At 43.0% G+C, this 21,914-nt stretch carries 25 protein-coding genes; 7 read left to right on the top strand and 18 right to left on the bottom strand.

From position 1 onward, the window contains the following. Positions 1 to 17: 17 nt before the first annotated feature. From argS to speE, 4 genes are all read right to left on the bottom strand, one after another. Positions 18 to 1,688, bottom strand: a complete 1,671-nt coding sequence (gene argS, locus A6755_RS01990) for an arginine--tRNA ligase (protein ID WP_063589659.1) — start codon at positions 1,686 to 1,688, stop codon at positions 18 to 20. A gap of 3 nt (positions 1,689 to 1,691) precedes the next feature. Continuing rightward, a complete protein-coding gene (locus tag A6755_RS01985; protein ID WP_048683553.1) occupies positions 1,692 to 2,132 on the bottom strand; it encodes a YwiB family protein in 441 nt (146 codons plus the stop codon). Between the two features lie 255 nt (positions 2,133 to 2,387). Continuing rightward, entirely contained in the window at positions 2,388 to 3,266 is an 879-nt protein-coding gene (speB, locus tag A6755_RS01980) for an agmatinase (protein WP_034315888.1), read from the bottom strand. A 14-nt stretch (positions 3,267 to 3,280) separates the two neighbouring features. Further along, positions 3,281 to 4,108, bottom strand: coding sequence for a spermidine synthase (speE, locus tag A6755_RS01975; RefSeq protein ID WP_034315891.1), 828 nt, complete (start codon positions 4,106 to 4,108; stop codon positions 3,281 to 3,283). A 207-nt stretch (positions 4,109 to 4,315) separates the two neighbouring features. Here speE and A6755_RS01970 point away from each other — a divergent pair, with 207 nt between their 5' ends. Continuing rightward, positions 4,316 to 6,385, top strand: coding sequence for a transglycosylase domain-containing protein (locus tag A6755_RS01970; protein WP_063589658.1), 2,070 nt, complete (start codon positions 4,316 to 4,318; stop codon positions 6,383 to 6,385). A 150-nt stretch (positions 6,386 to 6,535) separates the two neighbouring features. Here A6755_RS01970 and A6755_RS01965 read toward each other — a convergent pair whose 3' ends face one another. Continuing rightward, the gene (locus A6755_RS01965) at positions 6,536 to 7,045 is read right to left on the bottom strand and encodes a YwhD family protein (protein ID WP_063589657.1); all 510 of its coding nucleotides are present in this window, start codon (positions 7,043 to 7,045) and stop codon (positions 6,536 to 6,538) included. 41 nt (positions 7,046 to 7,086) lie between these two features. Then, entirely contained in the window at positions 7,087 to 7,761 is a 675-nt protein-coding gene (locus A6755_RS01960) for a site-2 protease family protein (RefSeq protein ID WP_244889618.1), read from the bottom strand. A gap of 140 nt (positions 7,762 to 7,901) precedes the next feature. Here A6755_RS01960 and thmT point away from each other — a divergent pair, with 140 nt between their 5' ends. Continuing rightward, positions 7,902 to 8,087 carry a 2-hydroxymuconate tautomerase gene (thmT, locus tag A6755_RS01955; protein ID WP_034315897.1) on the top strand — a complete coding sequence of 62 codons (186 nt, stop codon included), beginning with the start codon at positions 7,902 to 7,904 and terminating at the stop codon, positions 8,085 to 8,087. A 29-nt stretch (positions 8,088 to 8,116) separates the two neighbouring features. On the opposite strand, the gene A6755_RS01950 is transcribed toward thmT, so the two are convergent. From A6755_RS01950 to A6755_RS01940, 3 genes are all read right to left on the bottom strand, one after another. After that, entirely contained in the window at positions 8,117 to 8,626 is a 510-nt protein-coding gene (locus tag A6755_RS01950; protein ID WP_034315899.1) for a YwgA family protein, read from the bottom strand. A gap of 32 nt (positions 8,627 to 8,658) precedes the next feature. Beyond that, complete coding sequence (locus A6755_RS01945) at positions 8,659 to 9,966, bottom strand: HD domain-containing protein (protein ID WP_034315900.1); 1,308 nt, start codon at positions 9,964 to 9,966, stop codon at positions 8,659 to 8,661. A gap of 235 nt (positions 9,967 to 10,201) precedes the next feature. Beyond that, positions 10,202 to 10,423, bottom strand: a complete 222-nt coding sequence (locus tag A6755_RS01940) for a YuzB family protein (protein ID WP_034315903.1) — start codon at positions 10,421 to 10,423, stop codon at positions 10,202 to 10,204. Between the two features lie 270 nt (positions 10,424 to 10,693). Between A6755_RS01940 and A6755_RS01935 the strand changes: the two genes are divergently transcribed. Next, positions 10,694 to 11,440, top strand: a complete 747-nt coding sequence (locus A6755_RS01935; RefSeq protein WP_063589656.1) for an RsfA family transcriptional regulator — start codon at positions 10,694 to 10,696, stop codon at positions 11,438 to 11,440. 225 nt (positions 11,441 to 11,665) lie between these two features. Here the strand turns inward: A6755_RS01935 and lipL are convergent, their stop codons facing one another. Together lipL and pta are read right to left on the bottom strand one after the other, a co-directional pair. Then, positions 11,666 to 12,514: an octanoyl-[GcvH]:protein N-octanoyltransferase gene (gene lipL / locus A6755_RS01930; RefSeq protein WP_034315908.1), complete on the bottom strand. Its 849-nt coding sequence runs from the start codon at positions 12,512 to 12,514 to the stop codon at positions 11,666 to 11,668. Between the two features lie 34 nt (positions 12,515 to 12,548). Beyond that, positions 12,549 to 13,535, bottom strand: coding sequence for a phosphate acetyltransferase (gene pta / locus A6755_RS01925; RefSeq protein WP_063589655.1), 987 nt, complete (start codon positions 13,533 to 13,535; stop codon positions 12,549 to 12,551). Between the two features lie 239 nt (positions 13,536 to 13,774). Between pta and hemQ the strand changes: the two genes are divergently transcribed. After that, positions 13,775 to 14,524, top strand: a complete 750-nt coding sequence (hemQ, locus tag A6755_RS01920; protein WP_034315911.1) for a hydrogen peroxide-dependent heme synthase — start codon at positions 13,775 to 13,777, stop codon at positions 14,522 to 14,524. Positions 14,525 to 14,939: 415 nt separating this feature from the next. Then, on the top strand, positions 14,940 to 15,455 hold the full coding sequence (gerQ, locus tag A6755_RS01915) for a spore coat protein GerQ (RefSeq protein WP_063589654.1): 516 nt from the start codon (positions 14,940 to 14,942) through the stop codon (positions 15,453 to 15,455). 304 nt (positions 15,456 to 15,759) lie between these two features. Here gerQ and A6755_RS01910 read toward each other — a convergent pair whose 3' ends face one another. From A6755_RS01910 to A6755_RS01900, 3 genes are all read right to left on the bottom strand, one after another. After that, positions 15,760 to 16,128, bottom strand: a complete 369-nt coding sequence (locus A6755_RS01910; protein WP_053536916.1) for a DUF423 domain-containing protein — start codon at positions 16,126 to 16,128, stop codon at positions 15,760 to 15,762. A 23-nt stretch (positions 16,129 to 16,151) separates the two neighbouring features. Continuing rightward, positions 16,152 to 16,409: a YwdI family protein gene (locus A6755_RS01905; RefSeq protein ID WP_063589653.1), complete on the bottom strand. Its 258-nt coding sequence runs from the start codon at positions 16,407 to 16,409 to the stop codon at positions 16,152 to 16,154. 271 nt (positions 16,410 to 16,680) lie between these two features. Further along, positions 16,681 to 17,361: a uracil-DNA glycosylase gene (locus A6755_RS01900; RefSeq protein ID WP_034315920.1), complete on the bottom strand. Its 681-nt coding sequence runs from the start codon at positions 17,359 to 17,361 to the stop codon at positions 16,681 to 16,683. Between the two features lie 152 nt (positions 17,362 to 17,513). Between A6755_RS01900 and A6755_RS01895 the strand changes: the two genes are divergently transcribed. Together A6755_RS01895 and A6755_RS01890 are read left to right on the top strand one after the other, a co-directional pair. Next, positions 17,514 to 18,947, top strand: a complete 1,434-nt coding sequence (locus A6755_RS01895; protein ID WP_063589652.1) for a phospholipase D family protein — start codon at positions 17,514 to 17,516, stop codon at positions 18,945 to 18,947. Positions 18,948 to 19,082: 135 nt separating this feature from the next. Further along, positions 19,083 to 19,430 (top strand): YflT domain-containing protein, encoded by a 348-nt coding sequence (locus tag A6755_RS01890; RefSeq protein WP_034315923.1) that lies wholly within the window; start codon positions 19,083 to 19,085, stop codon positions 19,428 to 19,430. Positions 19,431 to 19,506: 76 nt separating this feature from the next. On the opposite strand, the gene A6755_RS01885 is transcribed toward A6755_RS01890, so the two are convergent. The 4 genes from A6755_RS01885 to mobA are packed head-to-tail and all read right to left on the bottom strand — an operon-like array spanning position 19,507 to position 21,864. Beyond that, the gene (locus A6755_RS01885) at positions 19,507 to 20,526 is read right to left on the bottom strand and encodes a MoeB/ThiF family adenylyltransferase (RefSeq protein WP_053536922.1); all 1,020 of its coding nucleotides are present in this window, start codon (positions 20,524 to 20,526) and stop codon (positions 19,507 to 19,509) included. A 24-nt stretch (positions 20,527 to 20,550) separates the two neighbouring features. Beyond that, entirely contained in the window at positions 20,551 to 20,784 is a 234-nt protein-coding gene (gene moaD, locus A6755_RS01880) for a molybdopterin converting factor subunit 1 (RefSeq protein ID WP_034315925.1), read from the bottom strand. Further along, positions 20,777 to 21,241: a molybdenum cofactor biosynthesis protein MoaE gene (locus A6755_RS01875; RefSeq protein WP_063589651.1), complete on the bottom strand. Its 465-nt coding sequence runs from the start codon at positions 21,239 to 21,241 to the stop codon at positions 20,777 to 20,779. Before A6755_RS01875 ends, moaD begins: the two co-directional genes overlap by 8 nt. 2 nt (positions 21,242 to 21,243) lie before the next feature. Beyond that, entirely contained in the window at positions 21,244 to 21,864 is a 621-nt protein-coding gene (gene mobA / locus A6755_RS01870; protein ID WP_063589650.1) for a molybdenum cofactor guanylyltransferase, read from the bottom strand. Between the last annotated feature and the right edge of the window lie 50 nt (positions 21,865 to 21,914).

Below are 21,914 nucleotides of genomic sequence, written 5' to 3'. Positions count from 1 at the left end.
ACAGCCGCTTTTTTCCATTACATTTTTTCCGGTGCCGAAACCCCGATGATGGCCAATGCATTCTTTAACGTAATTTGGACGGATTTGACCAGTCCAAGACGCGCCTTACTTCTTTCCATTTCTTCAACATCCAGAACCTTATCTGCATTGTAGAAACTGTGGAATGTAGAGGCCAGGTCGAATATATAGTTCGTCATACGGTGAGGCATCCGTTTTTCGGCTGCTTCCGCTATTGCCTGCGGGAACTCTCCTAATTTCTTCAAAAGCTCCACTTCTTTTTCAGTAGCTAGGGCAGAGAAATCAGTGACTCCTTCATAGCTGATCCCTTGTTCCACACCTTGGCGTAAAATGCTTGAAATACGGGCGTGGGCATACTGTGCATAATAAACCGGGTTTTCATTGGACTGTGATACTGCAAGATCCAAATCGAAATCCATATGAGTATCCGCACTTCTCATTGCAAAGAAATAACGTGTTGCATCCAGACCCACTTCATCAATCAGGTCACGCATCGTAACTGCTTTACCGGTACGTTTACTCATCTTCATTTTCTCGCCATCCTTGTACAGGTGAACAAGCTGGATGATTTCCACTTCAAGCTGCTCGCGGTTGTACCCTAATGCTTCGATCGCTGCTTTCATGCGCGGTATATACCCGTGGTGGTCTGCACCCCAGATATTGATCAACGTTTCAAAGCCGCGCTCCAATTTATTACGATGATAGGCAATATCCGGTGTCAAATATGTGTAAGACCCATCCTGCTTAATAAGCACTCGGTCTTTATCATCGCCTAATTCCGTAGAGCGGAACCATGTAGCCCCATCTTCCTCGTAAACATGGCCCCTTTCCCTCAACACTTTAAGTGCTTCATCAATTTTACCGTCTTGATAGAGGGATGTCTCGGAGTACCATACATCAAATCCGACACGGAAATTACCCAAGTCCGTTTTCAGTTTTTCCATTTCATATTTCAAGCCGTACTCACGGAAAAATTCAAAACGTTCCTTCTCATCGGCATTTACATATTTATCCCCATACTCACTTGCAAGTGTCTTACCGATGCCAATGATATCTTCGCCATGATAACCGTCCTCAGGCATATCCTTTTCGAGGCCAAGTGCCTGGAAATAACGGGCTTCTATGGAAATGGCCAAATTATTGATTTGGTTACCGGCATCATTGATATAGTATTCACGTGAAACATCATAACCTGCTTTAGCTAGGATATTACATAGCGTATCACCTACTGCTGCACCACGGGCATGACCAAGATGGAGATCACCGGTCGGGTTCGCGGAAACGAACTCCACTTGGATTTTTTCGCCTTTACCAAAGTCACTTTCCCCATATGCTTCATCCACTTTCAAAATGACAGGAACCAGTTCTGTCAAATACGCATTATTCATGTGGAAATTGATAAAACCCGGTCCTGCAATTTCAATTTTTTCGATGGATGCTTTTGAATTGTCAAAGTTTTCGATGATTGCCTCTGCTATCATCTTTGGCGCTTTCTTTGCAATCTTCGTTAATTGCATGGCCATATTCGTGGAATAATCTCCGTGTGTCTTATCTCTTGGCAGCTCCAATACAACATTCGGAATTTGCTCTTCCGTTGCTAAACCGGCTTTAATGACTGCCGCTTTAATCTCTTCTTTCAGTTTTTCCTGTACCTCTTTTACTATATTCATGCGTTATGCTTCCTCCTTGTAGGAAATCGTCATCTCATATTGACCGGGTTCGCTTCCCTGCATATGTAACGTATATTTAAGGACAAGTTTCCCTTGTTTGGCCTGCTCATCCCATTGATGATGGATCTTCTTCGCGGTCGTCCGTAATCCTAACCTGCCATATATACTTTCGTAATGCCCATTTGTCGCTTCCTGCAGGCGGAAAAGCTGCCTCATTTTAATGGCACCATTTCTAAGCAGGATCGTTTCATCCGGTTTGTGCTTGATGGTCGTTTGTGTTTGACCGGTTTCATTTTCCTCTTTATATTGCAAATATAAATCTGCACCTTTATACATTTTTGTACCAAATGTGACCAGCTCATACGTTTCCGTTTCTGAACCGTGCTTGATTTTTGTCTGTAAGGTCACTTTAATAGCATGCTTATCTATATCATGAAGAGTCAAAGCTACACTTCCTTCATCATGTCGTTCTTAACTTTATAAGTATAAATATTCTTCAAGGAAGTTTCAACTTGGAGCGGAAAATAAAGTGTTAAACCAAAAGTGTGCTGTCGAAATCAAGTTGTTGCAATTCATTTGATTTTAACGCAATAATGACTCATTGGGCGTAATTATTCAAAAAGAGCCCTTCGGATTCTTTTCCATGGATAAAAAAAGACCATTCCCGCTAAAAAACAGGAACAGTCAATTCTTCCATGATTAACCTTTTTGAACCCACCCTAGGATCATTTCGCGAATCAGCTTGCTCGCCGTATTCGCAGTTTGCTCGGATGGATCATAGATCGGCGCCACTTCTACTAAATCGCAGCCGACCACATTTATTTCAGACCGTGCTATCTCATGAATCGAAGCTAAAAGCTCTTTGGAAGTGATGCCTCCACAATCAACGGTGCCTGTTCCCGGCGCGTGCGCAGGGTCAAGAACATCGATGTCGATCGTCACATATACAGGACGGCCAGCTAACTGCGGCAACACTTCTTTCAAAGGTTCAAGAACTTCAAATTTAGAGATGTGCATGCCATTTTCTTTTGCCCATTGGAATTCTTCCTTCAAACCGGAACGAATGCCGAAAGAGTATACATTTTTCGGGCCGATAAGTTCTGCGGATTTACGAATGATGGACGCATGGGAAAGCGGCTCTCCCTCATAATCCTCACGTAAATCTGTATGGGCATCCATATGGATGATGGCCATATCGGGATACTTTTTGAACATGGCTTTGATGACAGGCCATGTGACAAGATGTTCCCCTCCCATACCCATTGGAAACTTACCTGCATCCAACAAGCTGTCGACAAATTTTTCAATCATATCGATACTGCGCTGCGGATTGCCGAATGGTAATGGAATGTCCCCGGCATCAAAGAATTTAACTTCCTCTAATTCACGATCTAAATACGGACTGTACTCTTCCAAACCAATCGAAACTTCACGAATCCGGGTAGGGCCGAAGCGAGAACCCGGACGGAAACTTACCGTCCAGTCCATCGGCATGCCGTATAGCACAGCTTCTGATTCCTCAAAAACAGGATGGCTTTTAATGAATACATTACCTGAATAGGCTTCATCGAATTTCATGGTCCATGCCTCCCTTACTTCACTAAATCTTGAACGAATTTAGGCAGAACGAATGCTGCTTTATGAAGTTCTTTTGTATAATATTTAGTTTCCATTTCATGGAAACGATCTTCAGTCACTTCTAATGGATTATATTTTTTCGATCCGATCGTGAACGCCCAAAGGCCGCTTGGATACGTCGGGATATTCGCTAAGTACAGGCTCGTGATTGGGAATATCTCTTTCACATCACGTTGTACATCGCGAATTAAGTCCGCTTTAAACCAAGGGTTGTCGGATTGTGCCACAAAAATCCCGTCTTCTTTCAAAGCTTTGGAAATCCCGGCATAAAAACCTTTTGTGAATAAATTGACAGCAGGTCCGACAGGTTCAGTTGAGTCGACCATGATCACGTCATATTCATTTTCACTTTTGGCGATGTGCATGAAGCCATCCCCAACTTGTACGTCTACACGCGGATCTTCAAGCATGCCTGCAATTTCCGGCAGGTATTTCTTTGAGTATTCGATGACTTTCCCATCGATATCCACCAATGTAGCTTTTTTTACGCTTGGGTGTTTAAGGATTTCACGGATAACTCCTCCGTCCCCTCCACCTACAACCAAAACGTTTTCTGGATTAGGATGGGTAAATAAAGGAACATGGGCTACCATTTCATGGTAAACGAATTCATCGCGCTGTGAAGTCATTACCATGTCATCCAGCAATAGCATATTGCCCCACTCTTCCGTTTCAATCATATCAAGCTTTTGAAACTCAGTTTGCTCCGTATGTAAAGTACGATTCACTTTCATCGTAATACCAAAGTTCTCTGTTTGTTTTTCAGTAAACCAAATGCTCATTTATTAACGCTCCTTTTCCATTTCATATTGTCAGTCACCTTATAGGTTCCCCAAAATCGGTATAGTCATTAGCTAGAAAAATTATAGACGAATCTAGCAGAATTGCAAGATAAATTTCTTAAATGCAGTTCTTATGTTTAAAATTTTCTTTTTTTTCCATAATAGTAATAGATACTAGATTCTTACCTGATAAGAGAGGTGAAAGCAATGGAATTGATTCCAAGCGAACGATTTAAAAGGACAACTAAATATGTACGGGCCTTCATTATCCTTGCCACAATCGGGCTGACAATACTCTTTGTATTGCTTCTCTCTTTACTGATTTACGCAAAAATATTAGGTCCGCCTCCTTTGGTCGTGCCGCAGTCCACTCTCTATTACAGTGATGATGGAAATGTGATCGGTGAAACAGATAATGGCCAGAAGCGTTATTGGGCCGGAATGGAGTCGATTTCACCACAGCTCATCAAAGCGACTGTCGCCGTTGAGGACCGCCAATTTTATACTCATTATGGATTTGATATAAAGCGGATCGGCGGTGCCATCCTTGCCGATATTAAGGCAATGTCCAAGGTCCAGGGTGCAAGCACCATTACCCAGCAGTATGCCCGGAACCTGTTTCTTGGGCATGACAAAACGTGGTCGCGTAAACTTAATGAGGCCTTTTATACGATACGTTTAGAAATGAACTACTCCAAAAAGGAAATTCTAGAAGGCTATTTAAATACGATTTACTATGGCCATGGCGCATATGGAGCCCAAGCTGCAAGTCAATATTACTTTGGCAAGGATGCCAAGGATCTGACTCTTCCTGAAGCGAGCATGCTGGCCGGAATACCAAAAGGGCCGTCAAACTATTCTCCATTGGATAACTTTGAAAAAGCGAAATCAAGGCAGAAAGTTGTCCTGCAATCCATGAAAAGCAAAAACTACGTTTCAGACAAGGATATCGCGGAAGCGCTGCGAACATCCCTTACATTAAAGGGGGAACACGGAACGGTCACCAAGAAGACCGCTCCCTATTTCAAGGATGCCGTCAAGCAGGCTTTAAAATCTCAGCTTCATTTAGATGACCGGACGATCGAGCTCGGCGGCCTTAAGGTGTATACGACACTTGACGAAACCCAGCAGGATGCTGCCGAAGAGGTCCTTTCCAATACCATACCCAAGTCTTCAGGCATTCAAGCCTCGATAGTGGCAATGGATCCGGATACCGGGGAGGTCCGTGCGCTGGTCGGCGGTAAAGATTATTCCGAGTCTCCATTCAATCGGGCCACACAGGCCGTTCGCCAGCCTGGGTCAACCATGAAGCCATTGCTATACTATTCAGCGCTGGAGAATGGTTTCACACCGTCCACCACCTTGAAAAGCGAGACAACTACATTTTCTTTCGATGATGGTCACTCATCTTACACACCGCATAATTATAACCATCAATATGCGAAAGGCGAAATCACGATGGCTCAGGCCATTGCTCTTTCTGATAATATCTTTGCCGTAAAAACGCATTTGTTCCTTGGGGAACAGTCATTGGTCGATACCGCGCGTCGATTCGGAATCACGGCAAAGATGGATGCCGTCCCTTCCCTGGCACTCGGTACGTCAGGTGTTAGGGCGATTGAAATGGTGAACGCATACAGCATTCTGGCTAACGGCGGCAAGAAGGTGGAACCCGTGTTTATCAAAAAGGTGGAAAATCAAAAAGGTGAAGTGATTTTTGATGAAAAGGAGAAACCGGAACAGATTCTGGATAAGGACAAGGCATTTGTCATGACCCAGATGCTTACTGGTGTTTTCGATGAAACATTAAATGGCTATACGAAAGTGACCGGCAGCACCATCAGTTCCCGGCTGACCCGCCCATATGCCGGCAAATCAGGCTCCACCCCGACGGATAGCTGGATGATCGGTTACACACCGGAGCTTGTAGCAGGAGTATGGACTGGATATGACCAAGGCAAAAAGATCGAGATCCCTGCTGAAAAAGGCTATGCAAAGAAAATCTGGGCTTCCTATATGGAAAAGGGTTTAAAAGGTAAACCGGCAAAATCATTTAAGGAAACCGAAAACGTAATCGGGGTAAACGTGAATCCCGTAAGCGGAAAATTGGCCACAAAGGATTGTCCCGTCTCAAGAATGACTTATTATGTTAAAGGAACCGAGCCTGTCGAATACTGTGCCGAGCACTTTAAGGGTGAGAATCCGAAACATGCCCCAAAAGAAGAAGAACTTAAAAAGGCCCCTTGGTACAAGAAAATCTTAAAACCTTGGGGATAACGAAAAACCCCCGAAGCCTGCAGAGGCTTCGGGGGTTTTTCTGTCCTAGTTCCACAGTGACTAAACTGCTGTCTTTAAGTTTACTGATTTTATCGCTTTCCTACAAGTGCATTTTTCACTAAACTTAACATTTCATCCATCAAACGAGATTCAAACCGTCAATGACTCCTTCAGCTGATCTGAAGAACGCTCCCACATTCCCGCATCATGATTTTTCAGGAAGTCTGCGAGCACACGTTTTGATTTATCGTCCATGTCCTCAACGATGATCTTTCGTTTTAGCGATTTATCCATCCGGTTAACATGCTCCGGAAGCGATTTGTAACCGCGTCTAATTGACCTGTCGACCATCATTTCACATGCTGTCACACCTGCATAGTGCGGACCATTTTGAGTGGCTTCAATGGTCACCCAAACAAGCCAGTAGGGTTTGGCATTCGGGACTTCCTCTTTAGTCTTTAAGAACTTGATCCCTTTTTCCACTGCACTTCTTGCATGCATCGCTCCGATATCGACCTCTGCTTCACCCGCATCCACATCGATGATGACCGGGGAAATATTATCGAGTGTTAATACCCCTGCCCCATATCCGCCATGGCCTTCTGTTGGGTCGTTTTTTATAATATTGAAGCCTACCTTTTTCTTTGGTTGTTCTTCCATGTTCATATCCCCCTTTATTGTTTGTCATTCCTTATTATTGGTTAAAAAAACAAAAGTGAAAAAAATTGACTCAAGGTGCCTCCTACAAATTTAATGCCAGTATCCAAAATCGGTCTAATTGTATATTGACTCATCGGTGTGATGATCAGGATCAAAAAAATAAGGGAGCCATATTGTTCATACTGGGTCATTTTTGCCCGCAAGTTTGCTGAAACAAGATCCTGAACGATCCTATAACCATCGAGAGGCGGCAGCGGTAACAGATTAAATACAAATAAAAGGACATTTAAATTTATGAGTATATTTAAGAAGGGCTCGACGAAAAACGGTAAATCAGGTCCAACGCCTGCCGCCAGCAACCCGTAAAAAATCAAATACCCCAAAATTGCAACAAGCAAATTACTGAACGGACCGGCAAAAGAGACGAGCACTCCTGCCAATTTTGGATTCTTGAAATGAAAACGATTGACCGGTACGGGTCTCGCCCAACCAAAACCGGCTATCAATATCAACAGAGTTCCGATCGGATCCAAATGTGAAATCGGATTCAACGTGACTCTCCCTTCATTCTTTGCTGTCGGGTCACCGAACTTATAGGCCACATACGCATGGGAAAATTCATGAACCGTAAATGCGATCAACAGTGACACAATGACATATGGAAGCTTTTCCAAAGGATAAACCAAAAACCGTTCTATTTGCTCCAAGAATTGCATCGATAGCTTCTCCCCCAATGTTTAATACCGTTAGTATACATCAAAAGCTCAAGAAGTGAAAAAACTCTGACTTCCGTGTCTTGCAATTATTTTTCCATTGTGAAACACTACAAGATAAGAGAGGAAGGGGGGGAAAAGAGATGCCATATGTAACAGTCAAAATGCTTGAAGGCCGTACAGACGAACAAAAAAAAGCTTTAGTCGAAAAGGTGACTGCAGCAGTGACGGAAACAACTGGAGCACCAGCGGAAGCCGTGACGATTTTCATTGAAGAAATGTCAAAAAATCATTTAGCAGTAGCCGGTGTCCGTAAAAGCGATCTATAAGATTTACATAATGGGGAAAAGCTAAGCCATCAATTCGGCTTAGCTTTTGTTTTTAACTGCTCAATATATTCATATGCCTCATCAATTTCTTCAAGGGTATACTTTTGTTTGCTTTTCAGCGTGAAAATTTTCTCGGTGACTTCCTCTTTTTCAAGCGTGTCGAAGTATAATACCGTTGAAACCAGCTCCAAAAACCTGGCATTCTGTTCGTTCATATCCTGTAAGCATGCCTCAAGTGCCGGCATCTCCACTTCCTGTATGGATAGGAAATCCTGGCCGGCATCCGTTATCGAATAACAATATTGATAATAGCCCGCTTTTTTTTCCCTTACTTCATTCAAGTAGCCCATTTCGCAGAGCTCTTCAATCCGTAAGGTCAACTCCTCCGAATACGGTCCATAAAAGTGAAACTGAAACTTTTCATGAAATGGGAAGGACAGCTTCTTCGCGATATAAACGATTTTTTGTAATTTTTTCCGACCCGAGATTTCACCGGCAGTAGAAATTGCATTGATAATGTTTGCATGATCCTTAAACAAGGCTCGTCACTCCTCACCAAAAATGTACCACTTTAATCCGATAGCTCCAAAAGCTTGCGGATCTGTTTTTTAATATTTTTTTTCGTAGATTCATCACGCAATAAATCCGCTGGATAATACAACTTATGATCCGTTCTTCTTTTCCCTGAAATTGCATCGACAATTTCGGATTCACGTGATAATTCACGAATTTCGCCATTATTTTTAAGCAAGTGAATCGGAAGTCTCTCCTCTTCCTCACCTGGCCGGTAAAAATCATACGGCAGATCTGATGAGGAATCGACGACAAGATAATAATCCGGATCGATGCCTGCCTTCTTGAATAGCGTCCTTAATTCCATCAATCTGTTCATTTGACTGTTCGACGGATGGAATTCCACATATTTAAATAGTTTACGGTTAACGAAGCGAGTGCATAAATCTTTTAAAATCGCATCGTTTTCCTCTTCCCATGCTTCGAAATAATAGAGCATCACCGATTCATCCATTTTCAAATAGTCCGTTAAAGTCACTTCACCCTTGAACAATGAATAAAAATGGTGCGGTTCTTGAGCAAACTCATAACCGGATTCATATAAATGTTTCGCCCTATGTAGGATCTTGGTAAGTATGACCTCCGCACTTCTCGTAACTGGATGGAAATAAACCTGCCAATACATTTGGTAGCGACTCATGATATAATCCTCAACCGCATGCATCCCGCTCTGCTTTATGACGGCATGTTCTTCCCTTGGCCTCATCACACGCAAAAGCCTTTCCATATCGAAATGACCATAACTCACGCCAGTGAAATAAGCATCACGCTGTAAATAGTCCATTCTATCAGCATCGATCTGACTTGAAATCAGGCTGACTACTAATTTGCCTTTATAGGTTTTCGCGATGACTTCTGCCACTTTTTTTGGAAAATCACGCCCAACTCTAAGGAGGATCTTATTCACTTCCGTATCGCCGACGATTATCTGCTGCGTGAATTGCTCATGATCCAGATCAAACACTTTTTCAAAAGAATGAGAGAAAGGACCATGACCCAAATCATGCAGGAGGGCTGCGCACAAGGATAATAACCGCTCCTCTGGTTTCCATTCCGGTCTGCCCTCGAAAACATCATCCACGATTCTCCGGACAATCTCGTATACTCCAAGCGAATGGCTAAGCCGACTATGTTCCGCACCATGAAAGGTTAAATAAGTCGTTCCCAGCTGTTTGATCCTACGAAGCCGCTGGAATTCCTTCGTCCCTATTAAATCCCATATAACCCGGTCACGAACATGTATATATCGGTGCACCGGATCCTTGAATACTTTTTCTTCTTGTAATTTTTCGCCGGAATATCCCATGAACTACCCTCTTTTTCATAATCTCGATGCACTCATTATAGCGTGTTTTGACAAAAAACCCTAACTTCCACCTTGCTAGTAAGAGGGGGCATTTTGTAAGAAAACGGAAGTCCCAGTCTGGTTTTGTCTCGAAAATAAGGAAATAAAAAATCACCGCAGTGTGTCGAATCTGGGTGATGATTACTGGTTCCATATATCATAAGAAACAATCCACTCTACCTATATATCATGGATCCTACTTTAGTTTTTTATTGATTTTATCTAGTAACTCGTCTTCTGTCAGTGCAGCAACCGGACGGTTATTGACAAAGGCAAAAGACTTCTTTCTGCCAGGACCGCAGTAGGATTGGCAGCCCACTTCAATTTTCGCGTCGGGATCAAGCTTTTCAAGACGCGGGATCAATGTTTTTATGTTTACCGCCAAGCAGTCATCGCACACTCTGAATTCATTGGACATCCTCCGGTCACCATCCTTTCCATGACAAACTGTATTTCATCCATTTATATGACTAAAAGGTATTTTACCGTTTCTACTTATGAATATCAAGAGGGCTGAATGATGTGTAAAATGATGTAATTAATCAAAAAACTAGTATCCTTTTAACCTTTTTGTATAAAAAATCCATATTTTGTCCAAAATGCTAGTAGAACACTCCATAAATCACTGCTACACGATATTTTATATAGTTATTTATTTTAAAAGTTACCAGAAAGGGAGTATGTAGAAATGAAGGTTCGTCAAGACGCCTGGACAGAAGAAGATGATTTGCTTTTGGCAGAAACGGTATTGCGCCATGTGCGGGAAGGCAGCACTCAGCTTAATGCTTTTGAAGAGGTAGGAGATAAGTTGAATCGCACCTCTGCAGCATGCGGATTCCGCTGGAATGCAGTTGTCCGCCATAATTATGATAAAGCGCTATCCCTTGCCAAGAAACAGCGTAAGCAGCGGCAAAGGATCCTTGGAAAAGATCAAGGAGGGAAAAAACGGCTTCTTTATACACCGCCGTCCCCAACGATTTCCGACATAATGGTTCCCCATGTACAAGAGGAGGAACTAGAGTTGAATACCGAAGTCGATACTGCCAATTATGAATCAGCAGAGGAATTCGTTGTGGCAGAAGCCCTCGCTCCTAAGACACAGCACACACCAGTTACTTTGGAATCGGCCATGAGCCTTGATGCCGTCATCGCCTATTTGGAATCCATGAACGGCCGCATGCTTCAAGCCGAAGTATTAAAAACCGAAAATGAAAGATTGAAGCTTGAAATTAAAGGACTGAAAAAGCGAAACGAAGATTTGGAGAATAAAATCAGCCACCTAGAACAAAACAGCGGCTTGATGCAGGAAGATTATGAAACTTTGATGAATATCATGAATCGAGCAAGAAAGCTGGTCTTGTTGGAGGAAGAGGAACGTCCGGCAACTAAGTTCAAGATGGACCGGAATGGCAATTTGGAAAAAATGGCCGAGTAATAAGATAATGTGGGGTTCTGTTATATAGATCAACCACATGCCAGAGGCCGTTTCACCCCTATTTATCCGAAAAAGGGAGCCAACAAGGCTCTTTTTTTCATTGTCTCAAGAAAGAAGGAATGCTATCTCCGCCTATCATACAGTCCTTTTACAGTTTCAGTGAATGCTAAAGTCCTATTAAATGAAAGAAGCCATTCCTGACTTAATGGAACGGCTTCTTTCATTTCAATCCTTTAATGCATCGAACACTTTATCATTGCGTTCGACCACTCTCGTCAAATACGCCTCATACAACGGCCATTCCTCAGCGGAAAGTGTGTCAGAGAATATCCTTTCGCTATGTTCCTTCAATACTTGAAGGAATCTGAGCATCACGTCTTGAACACTTAATTGCACACCCAACAATTCGGTTAGGGACGCCATTACCGAAGGGACGATATCAGGATAAGCGAATTTGGTTTCTGCATTTCCTTTAGCTGCATCATAAAAACCCTTTACGAGACTGGCACGTTCAGCCCCGCTTCCATTGACACACAAATAGATTTGCACCGCTACGCCATTGCGGATCCTGCGTTGGGATATACCGGCAAACTTTTGTCCATTTATACTTAAATCATAACTGCCAGGACAATAGGAGCCGACGATTTCCCGCGCCTCCATCTTGACTGGGAAATCGGAAAACATCAATTGGACAAGCTCCCACATCGCATCATATCCACGATTGATTTCAATTTTCTGCTCGTTTTCAGGAAAAATGAGCGAAAAATTAAGGACTCCCTCATCCAGGACGACTGCAAGCCCTCCGGAATTCCTCACGATGGCCCGGAAACCATGTTCCTCCAAATGCTCCAAGCCCTTTTTAAGAAAAGGCAACTTCGTATCCTGTATACCCATGACGATGGTTCGGTGGTGTACCCACGCCCTGGCTACGGCCGCTGATTTACCTGACCCAACGGAAGCGCAAAATGTATCATCCATCGCAAAGGACTCCAGAGCAGGAAACTGAGGTCCAACGGAAGATTGATCAATAATCCTCCACTCTTGCTGCATTAATAATGAATCTGTCTCACCCATACGAATCTCCCTCTACATTTAATCCTCAAGCTGCCTATTGATACTGCGCCACAAATCCCTGTGCAGCTGTAATGACAGCCAGTTTATATACATCCTCTTCACTGCATCCCCTCGAAAGGTCGTTCACCGGACGATTCAGCCCCTGAAGGATCGGACCGACAGCTTCGAAACCACCCAAGCGCTGTACCATCTTATAGCTAATGTTCCCAGCTTCGAGACTTGGGAAAATAAAAACATTCGCATCCCCCTGAATAAGGGAATCCGGTGCTTTCTTCCTTGCCACAGAAGGAACGAAGGCTGCGTCAAACTGAAATTCCCCATCAAGAATGACTTCAGGGTTCATTTCCTTTGCCAAATCGACGGCATCAACCACTTTTAAGGTCTCGGGGGATGTTGCCGATCCCTTTGTCGAAAAGCTCAGCATCGCCACACGCGGTTCGATATCGAACATTAATGCAGTCTTCGCACTTTCTATAGCAATTTCAGCCAGGTCCTGGGAACTCGGGTTTATATTGATCGCACAATCCGCGAATACATATTTCTCTTCCTCCCGGACCATGATGAACACTCCCGAGGTTTTTTGGACGCCCGGCTTTGTTTTAATGATCTTTAAGGCAGGACGAACCGTATCGGCTGTAGAATGCGTTGCGCCACTAACCATTCCATGTGCCAGTTTCATATGGACGAGCATGGTTCCAAAATAGTTCTCATCCATTAAGATTTCACGTGCTTGTACATCAGTGTCTTTACCATCGCGGACCTTCACGAACGCTTCAACCATTTCATCCATCATGATATAATTCTTCGGATCATATATTTCGATTGCATCAAGGGAGATCTTTAAGTCTTTTGCCTTCTCTTGAATCAACCCGATATCCCCGATCAATACCGGTGTCACCAGTTTAGCTTGGGCTAGCCTGCCTGCTGCTCCCAAAATCCGTTCATCCAACCCTTCCGGAAAAACGATCTTTAAATTATGCCCCATAATTTTCGATTCCAATATTTCAAATAAATCACTCATTGGCTCTTCCTCCTTTTTAGATACGTTTCCCCCATTTTTTCTATATTTAACCATCCGGTAAAATCCATTGTCGTCTTCTTTTAAGAATACTCCAGCAGCCAGGTAAATTCCAGCCCTCCGCAAATTTGAAAATTACAGAAACACCGAAAAACAGTGATGGTGTTTGCGGGTTGATATAAATTTCCTTATACTGAAACTATGCTATATTAAAGTTATAAAAAGACTTAGGAGTGATTGTAATGAGTGAAGCAGCACAAACACTGGACGGCTGGTATTGTTTACATGATTTCCGCCTGATCGACTGGGCTTCTTGGAAAACGTTATCAAGTGACGAACGCCAATTGGCCATCTCGGAATTCCAAGGTTTATTGGATAAATGGAATATGACACAAAGCGACAATGAAGGCAGCCATGCCCTATATTCCATCGTTGGTCAGAAAGCGGACTTCATGCTTATGTTTGCCCGCCCGACCATGGAAGAATTGAATGCAATCGAAAACGAATTCAACAAAACGAAGCTTGCCGAATATACAATTCCCGCTTATTCATACGTTTCGGTCGTGGAATTAAGCAATTACTTAGCTGGCGGAGATGGTGAGGACCCATATCAGAATCCTCATGTTCGTTCCAGACTTTATCCGATACTGCCAAAAGCGAAACATGTATGCTTCTATCCAATGGACAAGCGTCGTGATGGCGATGATAACTGGTATATGCTTTCCATGGAAGAGCGCAAAGGCTTAATGCGTTCCCACGGCTTGATTGGCCGCAGTTATGCCGGTAAAGTAAAACAAATCATTTCAGGTTCTGTCGGTTTTGACGATTATGAATGGGGCGTGACTCTATTCGCAGAGGATGTCCTTCAATTCAAAAAATTAATCTATGAAATGCGTTTTGATGAAGTGAGTGCACGATACGCTGCATTTGGCTCTTTCTTTGTAGGCAATATCCTGCCTGAAGAAAATGTATCTTCATTCCTATACGTTTAAGACGAAAGGCTTCCGGTTTCCGGAAGCTTTTTTTGCGTCCGCTCCTTTTTATTTTTTCCCCGTCTGTGGAATAAATCCAATCCCCATCCCATACATTTTCAATAGTGATGAATTTATTTTTTCACAGTCCCATTCAGCTTCAGGAAAATTAATCAAGGCAATTCCTGACTCCAGCGAGGTGAAGGAACGTTACTTCTATTCATTAGCCGGCAAGAGGATAAGGCTTATATCATGAACGGCAGCCGTTATGTATCACTTAACATTCATTGTGGTTTTTTAAGCCACCCGGGGATTGTCCAGAAAACATATACAATACTACCGGTCGCTATAAATCGCACTGTTTCTCCCAGTCCACACTCTCGGATTATCCAAATTCCACAGCATCAACTAAACCTTGAACTCAGGAGGGAATGCAATGTCACAAAATAATCCTTATGGTAATTACCCGTACGGAGGAAGCCCTTATTACCCCTATGAAAATAATGAGCCTGAACTAAGGCAGCAGAATCCTAACCAGCAGCAGGGTTACCCGCAGCAAGGATACCAACAACCACCATACCAGCCACAACAGCCCACTATGGCAGGCACGCCACAACCAATGCCGATGCAGGTGAGTCCAGCAACTTCCGGACCGCAGATACCTGGCATGCTTCCGGTCGAACAGTCGTACATCGAGAACATCTTGCGTTTGAATAAAGGGAAATTGGTCACTGTCTATACAACGTTTGAAAACAACAAGGAATGGAATGCCAAGATCTTCAAAGGAATCATCGAAGCTGCAGGACGTGATCACTTAATCATAAGCGACCCTCAAACGGGAAAACGATTCTTAATCCCGATGGTATACTTAGATTATATAACGTTCGATGAAGAAATCGAATATGACTATCCATTCGGAGGCACTGGGCTTACCACCTATTCGCCAAGGTAAAAAAATCCTATATAGAAGAGCCTCAGAATCTATTTGATTCTGAGGCTCTTCTTATATTGGCATGACTTTTTCCAAAAAGATCGATCAGCTCAGTTTGTAGAGGTTCGGAAAACACTCCACCTTCAACTCATCAGGTATGGTTTCTATCTATATGTAATAACAAAGTTGATTGGAGAAAACGGTGCGGGCCCGCCTCTGGATAAGCGAGTGCCTGCAGCGGTAATATACGTCCAAATTGTACAATCCATAAAAAAACTGCAGGCAAACTCGATTTCTTCGAATTTGTCTACAGCCTTAGCTGACCTTACAAGTATTTATACGCAGCAATGATCATTAAGACCCAAGCAACCAAGAAAGAAACTCCGCCAAGCGGTGTGATGGCACCAAGGACTTTGATTTGCGTAACGCTTAGAACGAATAGACTTCCGGAAAACAGGATAATTCCTATTAGCATAAGCCAGCCGGACCAGTTGATCAGCGGACTATCAATTTTCCCAGCCAATAAACCGAGTACCAATAAACCCACCGCGTGGAACATTTGATATTGAACAGCGGTTTGCCAAGTTTCCAAATATTTATCAGGAATTTTCCCTTCCAGGCCGTGTGCACCGAATGCACCAAGTGCCACAGCAATAAACCCATTCAATGCACCTAAAATGATGAACAGTTTCAATTATTTCGCTCCCCTTCCCTAATTTAAAAATCGAACAAGGACTCCCCATTGGCCTCATCCATTTTAACCGGTTCTACATTCGGTGTAGCCGACATGACGGGCTGGGTCAATGTGATTGGCTTCTGTATGCTGATGTTCGCAGCTTTTTCATCAACCATCACTTCACAAAGGGACTTAATGGCCATTACATACCCTTGCACCTTATCCCCTGAATTTGCCTGTTTCGCTTTTAAAACAAGCTCTTCGATTTTATCTAACATTTGTCTTGATGAAATATCCAACTTTACCACCTCGTCTATATACAGGTCAAAACTATCATAACTAGCATAGCAAAAATCAGAGAAGAAAACACCTTGCATATTTCCTACCTTTTAATTGGCCTTGCTTGAAATTTCAAGCATGGCTCTCCTGAAGAACGAAAGACATCAAGAGAAGGCTGGTTTGATGTTTTGAATTGAAAAGCACGGCAGCCTTTTGGAAAACTGAGATCCCAAGTTATATAGAAATGACGGCACGCCATACAATTCACCCGTTTCGTTTCTCTTGCCGATATCATCGGTTCGGAATTTTCCAATCAATTGGGGATTCCCCCATTTCCATCAGCAATTGATTTGTTTTGGAAAATGGTTTGGTGCCAAAGAAACCACGGGAAGCCGACAGCGGACTCGGATGTACGGACTTAATGATTTTATGGCGGGCTTCATCAATCAAAGGGATTTTGGTTTGAGCAGGTTTCCCCCACAGGATGAATACAACCGGTTTCGGACGGTCATTCAATAGGCGAATAATTTGATTCGTAAAGATTTCCCATCCTTTTCCGCGGTGTGAGTGCGCCTCTCCCTCACGGACAGTCAAGACGGTATTCAATAGAAGCACTCCCTGTTTTGCCCATTCGACCAGGTAACCATTGTCTGGTACCTCATAGCCAAGATCGGTGTGTAACTCTTTAAAGATATTTCTTAAAGAGGGCGGGATGCGTACCTCCGGCTTGACTGAAAAACTAAGGCCATGCGCCTGACCCTGGCCATGGTAAGGGTCCTGTCCAAGGATGACAACCTTTACATCTTCAAAAGGAGTATAGTGAAGCGCATTGAAAATATCGTCCTGATCCGGATGGATGACTTGCTGACTGTACTCTTTCTTTATGAATTCCCATAGCTCCTGGTAATATTCTTTTTTGAATTCCTCTTTCAATAGAGGCCACCAATCATTTGTTAAAAACTGCTTTGCCATCTGCCACAGCCCCTCTCCGCTTTTTGAAACTATATTATATCAAACTTCATCGCCTTGCCTTTTTCCATAGATTACGATTTATGTTTCTATATACCCCAAAAAGGGGAAAATAGAAAGCTAGCAAGCAATTTAACCATGTTGGAGGCATTCCTATGAAAAAGTGGTACAAAAGAAAACGCTTTTATCTGTTTGTCAGCATTTTGATCGTCATTGCAATCGTCATTGCCTATAACAGCTACAAGCCACTTCCCGATGGCATTTCTTATGAAGGGAAGGTTCATCATGTCGAGGAAATCGATTTCATCTATGATCTTTCCTATCACGACGAACAAGGGAATCTGCAACATGAGCAGCGAATTTTCCAAACCATAAATCAAGCCATAGAAGAGGCTGATTCTTATATCGTAATCGATATGTTTTTGTTTAATGCTTTTTATGATGAAAAGATAAACTTCCCGAAGTTAACCGAGACGCTGAAGGATAATCTGGTTGAACAGAAGAAAAAGAAACCTGACCTCCAGATTATATTCATTACTGATGAAGTGAATACTTCCTATAATGCCTACAAGTTAGAGGCATTGGAAACGATGAAGAAAAATGGAATTGATGTCATTGTTACCAACTTAGACCGCCTCCGGGATCCAAATCCTCTCTATTCAGGTGTGTATCGGACCTTTTTCCAATGGTTCGGTGAAAGCGGGAAAGGCTGGATTGTCAATCCAATGGCTAAAAGCGCACCAAAGGTCACCTTGCGTTCTTATCTTAGACTGATGAATATCAAAGCCAATCACAGAAAAGTGGTCGCGACTGAAAAAACGGCCATCATCTCATCTGCCAATCCTCATGACGCAAGTGGCTTCCACTCCAATATTGCCTTCCAGATGGACGGGAATATCATCGGCGATTTCGTTAAAGCCGAAGAAGCCGCTTCGAAATTCTCGGGAGGACCAAAGTCATTTCCTGAGTTCAAGGAGAAATCAGCTGATAAAGGGCCAATATCAGTACAACTGCTAACGGAAGGAAAAATCAATGAACATGTCCTAAAGGCAATTAAGGATGCTGAAAATGGTGACAAGATCCATCTTGCCATGTTCTACATTGCCGATCGCGAGGTTGTCGAGGCATTAACGGATGCAGCTAAACGGGGTGTGAAGATAGAAATGATATTGGATCCGAATCAAAACGCATTCGGAAGTGAAAAAATCGGGCTGCCCAATCTTCCGGTTGCCGCCGAATTCGAAAAACTGGGGGATGAAAACATCTCGATCCGCTGGTATAAAACAGATAAGGAACAGTTCCATACAAAATTGATGATGATCCAAAAGGCTGATGAAATGGTCATTCTTGGAGGATCGGCTAATTATACTTCACGAAATCTAGATGACTATAACCTTGAAGCGAATGTTGAAATCCATGCTCCAAATGATGCGGACGTTTCCAAGGATGTCGAAAGCTATTTCCATAGACTCTGGACAAATCAAAACGGAACATACACGGTGGATTACAGTGAATACCAAAAGAAACTGCCTGTCTTCAAGTACTTGACCTACCGCATACAGAAGGTATTCCGCTTCACCACTTACTAAATATTCTTTGAGATAAATGTTTAACAGGGCCCAAATGAGGTTATATACTACTATAGCCAACCAGCAACTGTAATAAGCAAGATTCCATTTACCCATTTCCAAGAAAATCTTAATGAAATTCAAGGAGGAGTTTATATGTATCAAGTACATGTAGTAGAAAACGGTTTACAAGCAAAGGAAAAAATCGATGAATTAGTTACATCAGGTTATACGAAAGACGATGTATATTTGTTTGCCCATGATAAAACCCGTTCTAAACACCTTACCGAGAATACAAATACAGAAGGTGTAGGCATGAAGGAACAAGGTTTCCTTGATACCGTCGGAAATCTCTTTAAATCTCGCGGAGATGAACTTCGTAATCGAATGAGCAACCTTGGCCTTACTGATATGGAGGCAGAGCGTTACGAGGAAGTTCTTGACGAAGGAAAAGTAGTCATCGTTGCTTCCAAACAAGATAACAAAGACGGGGTCACACACTAAAACCCGTACCATTACCCTATATGGATTCATAAAAAAACGAGGCCCAAAAACCTGGGGCCTCGTTTTTTTATGAGCATTATCCCAGGATGCTTTGGTACGCGGCCTTTGCATGGACCATATCTTTCGTACCGTGAATCAACGCCCTGCCATCCTTGAAAATGACGATACGTTCCCCTGCTTTTTCACAGGAGAGAAGAAATGGATTGAATTTCACCAAATAACCGCTGCCGTCCAGATCTTTGGCTAATTTTTCGAGTTGCAGTTCCAGAGGTTTTGGCGGTCTTACCTGTACAGTGTCCCTCCCGCAAAGAACAGCCGTTTTCGTTGCATTTTCCATTGTTAAAAAGGGGTATGTCCTCTGCTCTCCGCATGAGAGACAATCTTTCTTTTTCGCTTTTGTCAATTTAACGGTTTGGTATTGATTTCTCCACAGATCAAAAGAAACAAGTGCAGGCCGTACCGATTCCCAATCTTCAACAAGGATTTTCAAAGCCTCGGCAGTTTGGTGTGCCACTACCATCGTAACAGCTGGTGATATGATCCCTCCTGTGTCACAGGTCATTCCTTGAATCGGGATCGCTTTAAGCAAACAGTGCAAACATGGAGTCTGCCCGGGAAGGATCGTCAAAGTCATGCCCACGCTCCCCACACAAGCCCCATAAATCCACGGTATATGAAGCTTTTGTGATAAATCATTAATAATCATCCGTGTCTCAAAGTTGTCGGTTGCATCCAATATCAAATCAACATCACCTAGCAGCTGTTCGAGATTCTGGGCAGTTGCGTCCATGATGATGGCATTCACTTCAACTTCATGGTTGATATCCAATAAATGACGCTTTGCCGCCTCTGCTTTTGGCAGTTTCTCCGCGACATCCCGTTCCGTATACATTTGTTGGCGCTGTAAATTACTGGTCTCGACATAATCCCTGTCGACAATGGTAAGCTTCCCTACTCCTGCACGAGTAAGGGCCTCGGCATTAGCAGATCCCAAAGCCCCTGCACCAAGAAGCAAGACATGCTTCTTCATAATTTTCAATTGGCCCCCCTCACCAACTGGGGCGAACAAAGTTTGCCTTGAATATCGCTCTTTCACCGTGAGCCCTCCCTTCCGGACGCTTCACCCTCCACTTACCGGCGGTATGAAAGCAACTGTATCTCCATCAGATAAAATCGTGTCATCATCAGCAAATTCCTCATTGACCGCTGTCATCACGGTTTCAAGACCTTCCAATTGAAAATCCACCTTCATCTTTCCTTTTAGCTGGGCAACACTCATTCCATTTCCTTCTATTGAAACAGTCTCTTTGCCTAGCTCATCTTTCAATTGGGCAAATAAAAGTACATTAATCATCAATATCCCCCTCTTCCGGTTTCCCTGATGGATATGGAACGGTTTCCAACTGGTTTCCTACCCATGTTTCCCCATCTTCCCAATGTTCTTTTTTCCAAATCGGGACGATTTCTTTAATTCTTTCGATCGCATACCTATTCGCCTCATATGCATCATTTCGGTGTGGCGTACTAACGGCAATAACCACTGCGATATCCGTGATTTCAAGTTTACCTACACGATGGGTGATCGCCGTTTCTGCATCTGGCCAACGCTCCTTGATCTCAGCTCCGATTTGCTCCAATTTTTTGTTGGCCATCGGTACATACGCTTCGTAAATTAAGAAGAGGGTCTTTTTTCCTTTCGTCATTTCCCTCACTGTACCAATAAAAGTCGTGACGGCACCCGCATTTCGACTGACTACTTTATCAATCACTTCCTGGATGACAATCGGCTCTTTTGAAATATTATAATTCATGTCTACCATCCTTTATATAATTCAGTTTGATCAATATAATCTGCCTCTTGATACTCTTTCCTCGTATTCATATTGAAAAAAAGGTAGTGAAATTGTTCAGGATTCTCGCGATATAACGTAAAGTCGGTTTCTTTCATGATTTTCACCGAGATCTTTTCCAAGAATAGACTCATTTTTAATTCATGTCTTAATAAACACTCCGTCAGTACAGGAAGACACCTTTTATGGTAAACAGCAAAAAGCGGCTGGATCCTGCCATTTATTTCTGGAATGACAGCATCGAATCCAGGTTCATAATGGGTAATGATATCCTTTATGGCATCTGCACTCACAAACGGCATATCGCACGCTGCAAGGAACTGAAGCTCCGTTTTCGATGAGGTCAGCCCTGCATGCAATCCGCCAAGAGGCCCTTGATCTTTATGTAAATCCGGAATGAGCGGAAGTTGCAGAAAATGATATTCTTCAGACGTATTCGTAATGACCATAATGTTTTCTGACACCTTTTTCAATTCGGATGCCACTCTTGAAATGTTCACAACGCCGCCTACGGTCAAAAGTGCCTTATTCACTCCCATACGGCTTGATTTCCCGCCGGCTAAAAGCAACATGGTCCATTCCATAGAAACCAACCTCCCTTTTTTGGGTTTAATCCAGCATCGAACGGAAAAGC

This window comes from Peribacillus frigoritolerans (genome assembly GCF_001636405.1).
Classification (GTDB): Bacteria; Bacillota; Bacilli; order Bacillales; family DSM-1321; genus Peribacillus; species Peribacillus frigoritolerans.
Note: the sequence above shows the minus strand (reverse complement) of the source record. Positions and strands in the feature narration are given on the sequence as shown.